Source organism: Bacillus sp. JZ105 (genome assembly GCF_053903125.1).
This window is the reverse complement of the sequence record NZ_CP096387.1, coordinates 115,961-128,912: the sequence shown is the minus strand read 5'-3', so window position 1 is coordinate 128,912 and position 12,952 is coordinate 115,961. Positions and strand designations below refer to the sequence as shown.

The window sequence follows — 12,952 nt, the reverse complement described above, 5'->3', positions numbered from 1 at the left end:
CTCTAATCGTTTCTGCTATTCTTTTGTGACTGCGTCACGTTCAAGATCGACAGGTGCGAGGTCTGCAGCATCTTCGTCATTAGATAACGCTAATCCATCTGCTTTCTTCGTTTCCTCATCGTCTTCTAAATCTCTCATTTCTATCTCTTCTTCATCGCCAGATAGAATTTTCACATCCATACCTAAACTTTGAAGTTCTTTGATTAACACTTTGAATGATTCAGGGACACCTGGTTCAGGTACGTTATCCCCTTTGACGATGGCTTCGTATGTTTTCACACGGCCCACAACGTCATCCGATTTAACTGTTAAGATCTCTTGAAGTGTATATGCTGCACCGTAAGCTTCAAGTGCCCATACTTCCATCTCTCCGAAACGCTGACCACCAAACTGTGCTTTACCGCCAAGTGGCTGCTGCGTAACAAGTGAGTATGGTCCAGTTGAACGAGCGTGAAGTTTATCGTCAACCATGTGAGCCAGTTTGATCATGTACATGATTCCGACAGATACACGGTTGTCGAATGGTTCACCAGTTCGACCGTCATAAAGGACTGTTTTCGCATCACGGGACATACCTGCTTCTTCAAGCGTTTCCCAAACATCTTCCTCGCGCGCACCATCAAATACTGGTGACGCAATGTGGATGCCGAGGTAACGTGCAGCCATACCCATATGAAGCTCAAGTACCTGACCGATGTTCATACGAGATGGTACCCCTAGAGGGTTCAACATGATATCGATCGGTGTTCCGTCTGGAAGATACGGCATATCTTCTTCTGGAAGGATTTTAGAGATAACCCCTTTGTTACCATGTCGCCCGGCCATTTTGTCACCTTCAGAAATCTTACGCTTCTGAACGATGTATACGCGGACTAATTGGTTTACACCTGGAGGTAATTCATCTCCATCTTCACGGTTAAAGACTTTGACATCGTGGATAATTCCGCCGCCGCCGTGTGGAACACGCAGTGACGTATCACGAACTTCACGAGCCTTTTCACCGAAGATTGCATGTAATAGACGTTCTTCAGCTGTTAGTTCAGTTACACCTTTAGGCGTTACTTTACCTACAAGAAGGTCTCCGTCTTTTACTTCTGCACCAATACGGATGATTCCGCGTTCGTCAAGGTTGCGTAAAGCATCTTCCCCAACGTTTGGAATATCACGAGTGATTTCTTCTGGTCCAAGCTTTGTATCACGAGCTTCTGATTCATATTCTTCAATATGAATAGACGTGTAGACGTCATCTTTTACAAGGCGCTCACTCATGATGATCGCATCCTCGTAGTTGTAACCGTCCCAAGTCATGAATCCGACCATAACGTTACGTCCTAGAGCCAATTCACCTTTTTCCATAGAAGGTCCGTCTGCAAGGATTTCTCCTTTAACGACTTCATCTCCAACACTTACGATAGGACGCTGGTTGTAGCAAGTCCCTTGGTTAGAGCGGACAAATTTCAGCAAGCTGTATTTGTCTAGGTTTCCTTTGACTTGTTGTCCGTCAACGTCTTCATAACGGCGAACCCAAATATTTTTTGCTTCTACACGTTCTACAACACCTGGGTAGCGGCAGATGACAGCAGCACCAGAGTCTTTACCTGATACGTACTCCATACCTGTACCAACAATCGGTGATTCTGGCTGCATCAAAGGCACAGCCTGACGCTGCATGTTCGCTCCCATTAGAGCACGGTTAGAGTCATCGTTTTCTAAGAATGGGATACATGCTGTCGCTGCAGAAACAACCTGCTTTGGCGAAACGTCCATGTAGTCAACGCGGTTTCGAGGAACAACGGTGTTTTCCCCTCTGAAACGAGCAATGATATTATCATCGATAAACGAACCATCATCAGCTAACTGAGCGTTCGCTTGTGCTACTACGTAGTTATCCTCTTCATCAGCAGTTAAGTAATCGATTCTCGGTGTCACTTTACCAGTTTCAGGATCAACCCGGCGGTAAGGTGTTTCGATAAATCCGAAGCGATTCACTTTTGCAAATGAAGATAGAGAGTTGATCAAACCAATGTTTGGACCCTCTGGTGTTTCAATCGGACACATACGTCCATAGTGAGAGTAGTGAACGTCACGAACTTCCATTCCTGCACGCTCACGTGTCAAACCACCCGGTCCAAGCGCTGACAGACGACGTTTGTGCGTCAATTCAGCAAGCGGGTTTGTTTGATCCATGAACTGAGAAAGCTGAGAACTACCAAAGAACTCTTTGATAGAAGCGATCACAGGACGAATGTTGATCAGCTGCTGAGGTGTGATCGTGTTTGTGTCTTGAATTGACATTCTTTCACGGACAACACGCTCCATTCTGCTTAAACCAATACGGAATTGGTTTTGCAGAAGTTCACCTACAGAACGCAGACGACGGTTACCAAGATGGTCGATATCATCTGTGTCACCTACACCATGAAGAAGGTTGAAGAAGTAACTGATTGATGCAATGATGTCAGAAGGCGTGATGTTTTTCACAGCTTCCTCTACATATGCATTACCAATCACGTTGATCACTTGCTCGCCTTCTTGATCAGTCGGTGCATAAATCTTAATAGATTGAAGTTCTACTTCATCTTCTACTACGCCACCATTAGGATAAAGCTTTCTAAATCCGATGCCGTTTTCTAAGTACGGAAGAACTTTATCAAGAACTCTTCTGTCTAAAATTTGACCTTTTTCTGCTAGAATTTCACCTGTTTCAGGATCAACTAACGTTTCAGCCAATTTTTGATTGAACAGTCTATTTTTAATATGAAGCTTCTTATTAATCTTGTAGCGTCCAACATTTGCTAGGTCGTATCTCTTCGGATCGAAGAAGCGAGAGTCTAGCAAGCTTTTCGCATTTTCAACAGTTGGCGGCTCTCCAGGGCGGAGGCGCTCGTAGATTTCGAGAAGTGCTTTATCCGCATTCTCTGTATTGTCTTTTTCCAACGTGTTGCGTAAGTATTCATTCTCGCCAATGAGGTCAAGAATCTCTTGATCAGAGCTGAAGCCGAGAGCACGCAAAAGAACCGTAACCGGCAACTTACGTGTGCGATCGATGCGTACATAGACTACATCCTTCGCATCAGTTTCGTATTCTAACCATGCGCCACGGTTTGGAATGACAGTCGCAGTAAAACCTTTTTTACCGTTTTTGTCTACTTTACCACTGAAATATACACTTGGAGAACGCACTAACTGAGAAACGATTACACGTTCCGCACCATTAATGATAAAAGTACCTGTGTCTGTCATGATTGGGAAATCACCCATGAACACATCTTGGTCTTTTACTTCTCCAGTTTCTTTGTTAATTAAACGAACTTTTACTCTTAGTGGAGCAGAGTAAGTTACATCACGTTCTTTTGATTCTGCTACAGGATACTTAGGATCCCCTAGGCTGTAATCAATGAATTCAAGAGAAAGGTTACCAGTAAAATCCTCAATTGGGGATATATCTTGAAACATCTCTCTAAGACCCTCATCAAGAAACCACTGATAAGAAGAGGTTTGAATTTCAATGAGATTTGGTAATTCTAACACTTCGCTTATGCGTGCGTAGCTTCTGCGCTGGCGGTGTCGTCCATACTGAACTAGTTGACCTGTCAACTGATTCACCCCTCAAATCATGCGTATTATATGTGTAAAAAGTATTTCTGTCTTTCAAATGTCAGTAAAGAAATACTTTTACAAGACAAAAGAAAAAAGGGTTTCTAAAATAAGAAAACCACATCCAAAAACAAATACCGATTTTATTAGTTTTCCCAAGTATGCATAATTTATACAAAATAGTTTTTTTTAAGCCTATCAAGCAAAATATACACATTGGCATTTTATAATGTTAACACAGCTAGGAAACTGCGTCAAACTTTTTTAGCTTTGATGATATAGTAGCCCTTTTTTTTCAGCACAACCTCGACTTCTCCAAAGAGCTGCTCTAATTTTTCAATCGCAGATGGCCCACCTTGCTTTTTCTGAATAACCACCCACAACTCACCTTCCGGCAATAAATGATCAGCACTTTTTTCAAAGATCGCATGTACAACTTTCTTCCCTGCCCGTATTGGGGGATTGGTCAGTATAGAGGCAAAAGCAGCTGAGGAATGAACATTCGAGAACAAATCACTTTGATAGATGCGAACATTATCAATGCGATTATGTTTAGCGTTTTCCTTTGAAAGTTCGACTGCTCTTTCGTTCACATCAATCATATGAATGGTACGGCTAGTCATTTCGTTTGCTAACGATAAGCCGATCGGTCCATAACCGCAACCGACATCTAAGACATCGCCATCCAAGTCAGGTTCTTCGAAAGCTTCAATTAAAAGCCTTGAACCAAAGTCGACTTCTTTCTTAGAAAACACTCCACTGTCACTTGTAAAAGTAAAGGTACGGTTTCTCAAGGTGAAGTCCCATGTCTGTTTATTGCTTTTCACTGATGGCTTTTCCGTATAATAGTGGTCACTCATGGTGAATGGACCTCCTCTGGATTCAATCGTTTCAGGAGATTAGAAAAGAAAAAGCCCGCCAGTAAAAGCGAGCTTTCCCAAAAGATTAGGCGAAGATTACTTAACTTCTACAGAAGCGCCAACTTCTTCAAGCTTAGCTTTAAGTTCTTCAGCTTCTTCTTTAGCAATACCTTCTTTAAGTGGTTTTGGAGTGTTGTCAACAAGTTCTTTAGCTTCTTTCAAGCCAAGACCAGTGATTTCACGAACTACTTTGATAACTTTGATTTTTTGGTCTCCAGCACCAGCAAGTACTAGATCAAAATCAGTTTTCTCTTCAGCAGCGCCACCAGCAGCACCACCAGCTACAGCTACAGGAGCAGCAGCAGTTACGCCAAATTCTTCTTCGATTGCTTTTACTAAGTCGTTTAACTCAAGTACAGTTGCTTCTTTAACTGAAGCAATGATTTCTTCGATATTTAAAGCCATTTGTAATTCCTCCATTTTAAGTTTTTTTACGTAAACGTAAAGCAGGCATTAAGCGCCTTGTTCTTCTTTTTGTTCTGCAACTGCTTTAGTAGCAAGAGCAAGGTTACGAACTGGAGCTTGAAGAACGCTAAGCAACATAGAAAGTAAGCCTTCGCGAGACGGAAGTTCCGCAAGAGCCTTCACTTCTTCTACAGTCGCTACGTTTCCTTCGATGACACCAGCTTTGATTTCTAAAGCTTCGTGGCTTTTCGCAAATTCGTTGATGATTTTCGCAGGTGCGATAACATCTTCGTTACTGAATGCGATAGCGTTTGGACCTGTTAAGAAATCGTTTAAACCCGTTAGTTCAACTTGTTCAACTGCACGGCGAGTCAAAGTGTTTTTGTAAACTTTGAATTCTACGCCAGCTTCACGAAGCTGTTTACGAAGTTCAGTCACTTCAGAAACTGAAAGACCGCGGTAATCTACAATGACAGTAGACATACTATCTTTAAATTTAGAAGTAATTTCATCAACGACAACTTTTTTAGTATCGATTGCATTGCTCATGGTTACACCTCCTGTACATTCTTTGTGTAACACTTATACCGATCAGGCCATCACGTTCCTAACGAACGGTTCTCCATATAAAAAGCCTCCATTAAGACATGGAGGCTGTATATACAAGCATACGTTAACGTAAGACTGTGACATATACACCTCGGCGGGTTAATTAAGCCATAAGGCCCCTGCTGTCTACGGTATAAATGGACATTATTCTATTTTACAACATTTTGATATTATCAAAATGGTTGTCATAAGTCAAGAATTATTTTGCAGAGAAAGAAGATGGATCCACTTTCACGCCAGGGCCCATAGTAGATGTAACAGAAACGTTTTTCACGTATACACCTTTAGCCGCTGCAGGTTTTGCTTTAAGGATTGTGTCATAGATTGTTGCAAAGTTCTCAACAAGCTTTTCGTCCTCGAAAGAAACCTTTCCGATTGGCGCGTGGATGTTACCAGCTTTATCAACGCGGTATTCTACTTTACCAGCTTTGATTTCATTGATTGCTTTTTCAACTTCGAACGTTACAGTTCCTGTTTTAGGGTTTGGCATAAGACCTTTTGGTCCAAGTACACGACCGATCTTACCAACTTCACCCATCATGTCAGGTGTCGCAACGATTACATCGAATTCGAACCAGCCTTGTTGGATTTTAGTGATGTAATCAGAATCTCCAACGTAGTCTGCTCCAGCAGCTTCTGCTTCTTTTGCTTTTTCGCCTTTAGCGAACACAAGAACGCGTTGAGTTTTACCAGTTCCATTAGGAAGTACAACTGCACCGCGGATTTGTTGATCGTTTTTACGAGGGTCTACGCCCAAACGAAAAGCAACTTCTACAGTCGCATCAAATTTAGCTGTATTTGCTTTTTTTGTAAGAGAAACAGCTTCAGCTACATCGTACGCTTTAGTACGATCGATCAGCTTAGCAGCTTCTACATACTTTTTACCTTTTTTAGCCATTATAAAAATCCTCCTTATGTGGTTTTAGCGGAATAACCTCCCACGAATAAGGGTTGCGAACTTGTCAAAACCAAACTCGCAACCCAACAAGACAAAAAATTAATCTTCGATGACAATCCCCATACTGCGTGCAGTACCTTCAACCATGCGCATAGCTGATTCAACGCTTGCAGCGTTTAAGTCAGGCATTTTTGTTTCCGCGATTTCGCGTACTTTATCACGCTTAACAGTTGCCACTTTATTACGGTTAGGTTCACCAGAACCAGACTCAATACCAGCTGCTTTTTTAAGTAAAACTGCAGCAGGTGGAGTTTTAGTAATAAATGTAAATGAACGGTCTTCAAAAACCGAAATTTCAACAGGAATGATAAGACCAGCTTGGTCAGCTGTACGAGCGTTAAACTCCTTACAGAATCCCATGATATTAACACCGGCTTGACCTAGTGCAGGTCCAACTGGTGGAGCTGGGTTAGCTTTTCCAGCAGGAATTTGCAATTTAACAACTTTAACTACTTTTTTAGCCACGAGACACACCTCCTTAAAGTCCGTGATGTGGTAATAGGGGAATCCCCCTCCCACTCAACAACTTCATTCTTTATATGAATGACGAAATAACTAGCTAGCGATCTTGAGTGAACTCAAGACGTACCTTTGCTATATTACCACTTCTATACACTCATTTCAAGCTCTTTTAAATTACAATTTATCGATCTGTGTGAACTCAAGTTCAACAGGTGTTTCTCTACCAAACATATTAACGAATACTTTGACTTTGCTTTTATCGTAATCAATTTCTTCAATCGATCCAGTGAAGTTAGCAAATGGTCCATCGATGACCTTAACTGTTTCTTTCAGTTCAAAGTCGATTTCTGTTTTGCGTTCTTCAAGACCCATTCTCTTCAGAATGGTTTCGGCTTCGCCTGGCAGCAGTGCAGTCGGCTTTGAGCCTGATCCAGCTGATCCAACGAATCCAGTGACACCTGGTGTATTACGAACAACATACCAAGAGTCGTCCGTCATCACGATTTCCACTAGGACATAGCCAGGGAATACTTTCTTTTTGACGACTTTTTTCTTACCATTTTTAATATCCGTTTCTTCTTCTTCCGGTACGACGACGCGAAAGATTTTATCCTGCATGCCCATTGATTCAACACGCTTTTCCAAGTTCGCTTTTACTTTGTTTTCATAGCCAGAGTACGTATGCACAACATACCAATTCTTTTCCATTTTCGTTCAGGACTATTTAGTCCTTCCCTCCCCACATTTCATAATGTCTATTTGACGAATCTCGAGTAACGGTAAATATTTTCAAGCAATTGAAAAAACCCGTAAAACGGGTTTTTTGGCAAGTCATATTATGATCTATTATAGCACGTTCAGCAGACCATTATTCAAGTATTAATGAATTAATTCGATTAATTGTGAGATTCCTATATCAAGAAAAGAGAAAAAGATGGCAAAGAATACGACTGTTAAAATAACAGTGATTGTGTAGCGGACCATTTCGTTCTTCTTTGGCCAGCTGACCTTTTTCATTTCTTTTCCGACACTTTTTAAGAAACTGATAATACGCATGTAAAAGACCTCCACAGATTAAAGAACGCAAATCTTACTTCGTTTCTAAATGTGTTTTATGTGAATTACAAGTCTTGCAATATTTCTTAACTTCTAATCTTTCAGCTGCTGAAGCAACACTTTTCATTGTCGTATAATTGCGGCTTCCGCAGTCTTTACAGGCTAGAGTAATCTTTTTCCTCATATTTACACCTATTTTCTCGACATCATTTCATTAGTACCTTATCACAGTGTCGAAAAAGCTGTCAATATAGGTTTGATTAGAGACTAATCTCGCGAAGCTCTAAATATTTCTCTAATTTTCTCTTTACTCTTTGGAGTGCGTTATCAATTGATTTCACATGACGGTTTAAATCTTCCGAAATCTCTTGATAGGATCTGCCATCAAGATAAAGCACAAGTACCTTTCTTTCCAGCTCGCTTAGCAGTTCACCCATCTTCATTTCGATATCATCAAATTCTTCTTTGCTAATGATTAAGTCTTCTGGGTTAAGCGCTTTAGCACCGGAAATGACATCCAATAATGTTCTGTCCGATTCTTCATCGTAGATCGGCTTGTCTAATGATACATAGGAATTTAACGGGATATGTTTTTGGCGAGTAGCTGTTTTAATTGCGGTGATAATTTGGCGGGTAATACATAATTCTGCAAAAGCCTTAAATGAAGTAAGCTTGTCCTCTCTGAAATCGCGGATAGACTTATAAAGTCCGATCATTCCCTCTTGGACAATGTCCTCTCGATCCGCTCCTATCAAAAAATAAGATCTTGCTTTCGCACGTACAAAATTGCGGTATTTCGTTATTAAATAATCTAGCGCATCACTATCTCCGACATGAACCCTTTCAATGACTTGTTCATCTTCCAACTGGCAAAATTGCTCTCTGATGGATTTACCCTTGCTGTTGTTTAGATTCACTTCGATCCCCCCGACCGCACCTAGATAGAAATATTATACATTAATGGTTGAAATATCGTCAAGCTATTCCAGATTCCCGCGCCGCCATTTTTCAAACGTTTTCAATACATCTTCTGACAATTCAATCTTAGATGCCGGTTTATCAGAAGTAATCTTTTTGACCCTCGTTTCAATCTTTCGTTCTATCACTTCAATCTCTCTTAAAAGCTCACGAGCCGACTTTCGAAGCGCTCCTTGTCCAAAAATAGCCCATTGTTCCGTAAAATCTGAGGTTGCCACATGAATTTGCGTCCGAATATTATTCAAATCCTGCGCCAGCTTTTCAATCCGCTCATCCGCCGTTTCATTCTCTCTCGTAAAGATGACCTCTACTCGGTGGTTAGTCCGCTTTTTTTCAATTCCTTTGACCATATGGGCATCGAATACGACAATGACTCGATACCCTGTGTATGCTTGATATTCTGCTAAATGTTGAATCAGCGCGTCTCTGGCTTCTTCAAAGCTGTTTTCCTTTAAGTGCTGCAGCTGAGGCCATGCACCTATCATGTTGTATCCATCGACTAAGAGGATATCCATCTCTATTCTCCTAACGGATAACGTTTTCGATACACTTCATACATCAATAAACCAGCCGCAACTGATGCGTTTAACGAAGTAACCTTCCCGGCCATAGGCAGTTTAATCAGAAAATCACACTTTTCCTTAATCAATCGGCCAATTCCTTTTCCTTCACTGCCAATCACAAGAGCCAGCGGCATTGTGCCATCAAATTGTCTGTAATCCTGTTTAGCAGACGCATCTGTTCCCGCAACCCAGATTCCTCTTTCTTTCATTTCATCAAGGGCTCTTGAAAGATTGGTCACTTTTGCAACAGGAATATGCTCAATTGCCCCAGTGGATGCCTTAGCAACTGTTGTTGTTAGACCGACCGCTCTCCTTTTCGGAATGACAATCCCATGTGCACCTACAGCATCTGCCGTACGCATAATAGATCCTAAATTATGCGGGTCTTCAATTTCATCTAAAATCAGAAAGAAAGGCTGTTCATTCCGCTTTTCAGCGATTTGATACAGATCGTCCAATTCTGCATATTCATATGCTGCTACTTGTGCAACGATTCCCTGGTGCTGGCCTGTAACCATTTGATCAAGCTTTTTCCTCGGAACATACTGAATGGTGATATTTTGCTTTTTAGCGAGTTCAATGACCTGCTGGGCTTGTCCTTTTACAGTGTTTTCCGCCATCCAGAGCTTGTATAACTCCCGATCTGACTTCAGTGTCTCAATCACTGCATTTTTCCCAATGACATAATCATGTTGCTGACTCATTTGTCTTCCTCCCTGACGTTCCGATTTCAATCGCCTGACCAATCAGCTCTTCTAAGCGTTCGTCCTGCTTTTCGATAAATAAATAACCCATAAGCGCTTCAAACGCTGTACTATAACGATACGTTTGAACGTCTGTGTTTTTAGGCACTGTGCCTGATTTTGCGTTTCTTCCTCTTTTCAGCACCGCTTCTTCTGCTTCAGTGAAAAAGCCTTGCTGCTGAAGCGTAAATAAAATAGCAGCCTGTGATTTAGCTGATACAATTTTGCTTGCTCGTTTGTGCAGCTCATTTGGTTTTGTCGCCCCCGTTTGGAGGAGGTGATGCCTCACATATACTTCAAAAATGGCATCACCCATATAAGCCAGCGCAAGTCCGTTCAGCTGTTTACCGTCTTTCAGCTTTTCAAAATTCAACATTGCCTATTCTCCTCTTTTCCAGCGAGTACCTTGAGGAGTGTCCTCCAACACAATATTCATGTTCTTTAATTGATCACGAATTTGATCAGATAGGGCAAAGTCACGATTTCTTCTAGCTTCATTGCGTTTTTCAATTAACGCTTCTACCTCTTCGTCTAGCGTGTGCTTTTCTTCTAATGAGAAGCCGAGAACAGACGTAATTTCTTGGAACAAGCCGATAAATGCCTTGATCACTTCCTCCGAAGTATGATCATTTTCCATATAATAATTCGCCTGTTTCGCTAATTCGAATAAAACAGAGATCGCATTTGCCGTATTGAAGTCATCATTCATTTCAGAAACAAATGTCGCACGCTGCTCTTCAATTTTTTCCAGCCATTCCGCATTGTCTTCCGTGATATTCGTACTGCTCTCAAGACGGTGATGTAAATTCGCATACGATGTCTTGAGCCGGTTAAACGCACTCTTTGTACTTTCTAATAAATCCATTGAGTAGTTAATTGGGTGGCGATAGTGAACCGACAACATAAAGAAGCGGAGCACATCAGGATCTTGTTCTTTCACAATGTCATGCACCAGCACAAAGTTGCCAAGTGATTTTGACATTTTTTCATTATCGATATTAATATACCCGTTATGCATCCAATACTTCGCAAAAGGCTTTCCTGTCAAAGCCTCAGATTGGGCAATTTCATTCTCATGGTGAGGGAATGTTAAATCCTGTCCGCCAGCATGAATGTCGATCGTATCACCTAAATATTTTTTGACCATTGCCGAGCATTCGATGTGCCAGCCTGGGCGTCCTTTGCCCCACGGGCTATCCCAAGAGATTTCCTGATCCTTTGCAGCCTTCCAAAGAGCAAAGTCCAACGCATCTCGTTTCTTTTCACCTACACGAATACGAGCACCCGTCTTCAGTTCATCAATTGATTGGTGAGAAAGCTTTCCATAACCTTCAAATGAGCGTGTGCTGTAATACACGTCACCATCTGCTTCATAGGCGTAGCCTTTTTCAATCAATGTCGCAATAAACGCAATGATATCATCCATGTTTTCCGTCACTCGCGGGTGAAGGTCTGCTTTTTTGCAGCCCAGCGCACTGACGTCTTCGAAGTAGGCTTGGATAAAACGATCAGCAATTGTCGGCACATCTTCTCCGAGTTCATTGGCTGCCTTGATGAGTTTATCATCCACATCTGTAAAGTTTGATACAAAGTTCACATCGTAACCGCTGTATTCTAAATACTTACGTACAGTGTCATAAACAATAGCAGGTCTAGCATTCCCGATATGAATGTAGTTATAAACGGTTGGTCCGCACACATACATCTTGACCTTTCCTGGCTCAAGCGGGACAAATTCTTCCTTCTTACGTGTCAATGTATTATAAATATTGATTGTCATGATTGTTCTTCCTTTCTGCTCAATGAAGCCAGCTCACCTTTTAGCTTTTCCATTTCTCGTTCCAATTCTTTAAAACGATCGGAAACTGGATCTGGCAAATCTTGATGGTTGAGATCACGATTGATTTTCTTTCCATTTTGAACGACCACTCGCCCAGGTATACCTACAACGGTGGAATGATCTGGGACGTCTTTTAACACGACCGACCCTGCACCAATCTTGGACCCTTTTCCAACCGTGATAGAACCAAGCACCTTGGCACCTGTCGCAATAAGGGCATCATCTAAAATGGTCGGATGCCGCTTTCCCTTTTCTTTCCCTGTTCCCCCTAATGTCACGCCTTGGAAAACAGTGACGTTGTCTCCAATTTCACATGTTTCCCCGATCACGACGCCCATGCCGTGATCAATGAAGAACCGCCTGCCAATGGTTGCCGCCGGATGAATTTCCACCCCTGTGAAAAAACGGCTGACCTGAGAAATGATCCGCGCAATAAAATACAGCTTCCGCTTATAAAATGCGTGCGCAATACGGTGAGCCCAAATCGCATGAAGCCCTGAATAGGTTAGCACTACTTCAATATAGCTTCTAGCAGCAGGATCTTGATCAAACACAGTATCAATATCTTCTTTCAGCATTTTGAAAAACACATGCTCCCCCCGTTCTTCCCCATGAATCTCTCTTAGGACTTGCTCTCTTTTTTTGGACAAATAAAAAACGCCTCTGCCAAATGACAGAGACGTTTTGAAAACGCGGTTCCACTCTGTTTAGAAAGCTACTTATCTTTCAGCCTTCTCAACTTAATCCCATAACGGAGGGTACCGCCCTTGCATACTAACGTACGTGTTCCTCAAGGGTCTTGAGGGTGCATTTCCAATGTC

Annotated in this window: 15 protein-coding genes and 2 other annotated features (1 of these 17 only partly in view); all 15 genes read right to left on the bottom strand. The window is 41.8% G+C overall.

From position 1 onward, the window contains the following. Positions 1–15 precede the first annotated feature (15 nt). Entirely contained in the window at positions 16–3,597 is a 3,582-nt protein-coding gene (gene rpoB / locus M1D81_RS00690; protein WP_024425866.1) for a DNA-directed RNA polymerase subunit beta, read from the bottom strand. Between the two features lie 254 nt (positions 3,598–3,851). Then, complete coding sequence (locus tag M1D81_RS00685; RefSeq protein ID WP_024425591.1) at positions 3,852–4,457, bottom strand: class I SAM-dependent methyltransferase; 606 nt, start codon at positions 4,455–4,457, stop codon at positions 3,852–3,854. Between the two features lie 96 nt (positions 4,458–4,553). Continuing rightward, complete coding sequence (gene rplL, locus M1D81_RS00680) at positions 4,554–4,922, bottom strand: 50S ribosomal protein L7/L12 (protein WP_400623390.1); 369 nt, start codon at positions 4,920–4,922, stop codon at positions 4,554–4,556. A gap of 48 nt (positions 4,923–4,970) precedes the next feature. Further along, the gene (gene rplJ, locus M1D81_RS00675; protein ID WP_041084739.1) at positions 4,971–5,471 is read right to left on the bottom strand and encodes a 50S ribosomal protein L10; all 501 of its coding nucleotides are present in this window, start codon (positions 5,469–5,471) and stop codon (positions 4,971–4,973) included. A 69-nt stretch (positions 5,472–5,540) separates the two neighbouring features. Next, positions 5,541–5,681 (bottom strand) — a sequence feature (ribosomal protein L10 leader region). 49 nt (positions 5,682–5,730) lie between these two features. Next, a complete protein-coding gene (gene rplA, locus M1D81_RS00670; protein WP_017359164.1) occupies positions 5,731–6,429 on the bottom strand; it encodes a 50S ribosomal protein L1 in 699 nt (232 codons plus the stop codon). 99 nt (positions 6,430–6,528) lie between these two features. After that, the gene (rplK, locus tag M1D81_RS00665; protein WP_003216956.1) at positions 6,529–6,954 is read right to left on the bottom strand and encodes a 50S ribosomal protein L11; all 426 of its coding nucleotides are present in this window, start codon (positions 6,952–6,954) and stop codon (positions 6,529–6,531) included. Positions 6,955–7,125: 171 nt separating this feature from the next. Beyond that, positions 7,126–7,659, bottom strand: coding sequence for a transcription termination/antitermination protein NusG (gene nusG, locus M1D81_RS00660; protein ID WP_003217197.1), 534 nt, complete (start codon positions 7,657–7,659; stop codon positions 7,126–7,128). A gap of 171 nt (positions 7,660–7,830) precedes the next feature. Beyond that, complete coding sequence (secE, locus tag M1D81_RS00655; protein ID WP_008345422.1) at positions 7,831–8,007, bottom strand: preprotein translocase subunit SecE; 177 nt, start codon at positions 8,005–8,007, stop codon at positions 7,831–7,833. A 34-nt stretch (positions 8,008–8,041) separates the two neighbouring features. Next, a complete protein-coding gene (gene rpmG / locus M1D81_RS00650; protein WP_008356502.1) occupies positions 8,042–8,191 on the bottom strand; it encodes a 50S ribosomal protein L33 in 150 nt (49 codons plus the stop codon). A 76-nt stretch (positions 8,192–8,267) separates the two neighbouring features. Further along, on the bottom strand, positions 8,268–8,924 hold the full coding sequence (sigH, locus tag M1D81_RS00645) for an RNA polymerase sporulation sigma factor SigH (RefSeq protein ID WP_008345424.1): 657 nt from the start codon (positions 8,922–8,924) through the stop codon (positions 8,268–8,270). Positions 8,925–8,987: 63 nt separating this feature from the next. Continuing rightward, complete coding sequence (gene rae1, locus M1D81_RS00640) at positions 8,988–9,500, bottom strand: ribosome-dependent mRNA decay endonuclease Rae1/YacP (protein ID WP_087978819.1); 513 nt, start codon at positions 9,498–9,500, stop codon at positions 8,988–8,990. A 2-nt stretch (positions 9,501–9,502) separates the two neighbouring features. Then, positions 9,503–10,252 carry a 23S rRNA (guanosine(2251)-2'-O)-methyltransferase RlmB gene (rlmB, locus tag M1D81_RS00635; protein WP_024425588.1) on the bottom strand — a complete coding sequence of 250 codons (750 nt, stop codon included), beginning with the start codon at positions 10,250–10,252 and terminating at the stop codon, positions 9,503–9,505. Then, positions 10,236–10,667 carry a Mini-ribonuclease 3 gene (locus M1D81_RS00630; protein WP_024425587.1) on the bottom strand — a complete coding sequence of 144 codons (432 nt, stop codon included), beginning with the start codon at positions 10,665–10,667 and terminating at the stop codon, positions 10,236–10,238. Before M1D81_RS00630 ends, rlmB begins: the two co-directional genes overlap by 17 nt. A 3-nt stretch (positions 10,668–10,670) precedes the next feature. Further along, positions 10,671–12,071 (bottom strand): cysteine--tRNA ligase, encoded by a 1,401-nt coding sequence (cysS, locus tag M1D81_RS00625; protein WP_044333797.1) that lies wholly within the window; start codon positions 12,069–12,071, stop codon positions 10,671–10,673. Next, on the bottom strand, positions 12,068–12,721 hold the full coding sequence (gene cysE / locus M1D81_RS00620; protein WP_024425585.1) for a serine O-acetyltransferase: 654 nt from the start codon (positions 12,719–12,721) through the stop codon (positions 12,068–12,070). Before cysE ends, cysS begins: the two co-directional genes overlap by 4 nt. Positions 12,722–12,803: 82 nt before the next feature. Then, positions 12,804–12,952 (bottom strand) — a binding site (T-box leader); it runs 82 nt beyond the window's last position.

What these genes read in the sequence shown, in the direction of transcription:
- M1D81_RS00685 (WP_024425591.1), bottom strand. Translation starts at nt 4,457, where the DNA reads ATGAGTGACCACTATTATACGGAAAAGCCATCAGTGAAAAGCAATAAA.
- rplL (WP_400623390.1), bottom strand. Translation starts at nt 4,922, where the DNA reads ATGGCTTTAAATATCGAAGAAATCATTGCTTCAGTTAAAGAAGCAACT.
- rplJ (WP_041084739.1), bottom strand. Translation starts at nt 5,471, where the DNA reads ATGAGCAATGCAATCGATACTAAAAAAGTTGTCGTTGATGAAATTACT.
- rplA (WP_017359164.1), bottom strand. Translation starts at nt 6,429, where the DNA reads ATGGCTAAAAAAGGTAAAAAGTATGTAGAAGCTGCTAAGCTGATCGAT.
- nusG (WP_003217197.1), bottom strand. Translation starts at nt 7,659, where the DNA reads ATGGAAAAGAATTGGTATGTTGTGCATACGTACTCTGGCTATGAAAAC.
- secE (WP_008345422.1), bottom strand. Translation starts at nt 8,007, where the DNA reads ATGCGTATTATCAGTTTCTTAAAAAGTGTCGGAAAAGAAATGAAAAAG.
- rpmG (WP_008356502.1), bottom strand. Translation starts at nt 8,191, where the DNA reads ATGAGGAAAAAGATTACTCTAGCCTGTAAAGACTGCGGAAGCCGCAAT.
- rae1 (WP_087978819.1), bottom strand. Translation starts at nt 9,500, where the DNA reads ATGGATATCCTCTTAGTCGATGGATACAACATGATAGGTGCATGGCCT.
- rlmB (WP_024425588.1), bottom strand. Translation starts at nt 10,252, where the DNA reads ATGAGTCAGCAACATGATTATGTCATTGGGAAAAATGCAGTGATTGAG.
- M1D81_RS00630 (WP_024425587.1), bottom strand. Translation starts at nt 10,667, where the DNA reads ATGTTGAATTTTGAAAAGCTGAAAGACGGTAAACAGCTGAACGGACTT.
- cysS (WP_044333797.1), bottom strand. Translation starts at nt 12,071, where the DNA reads ATGACAATCAATATTTATAATACATTGACACGTAAGAAGGAAGAATTT.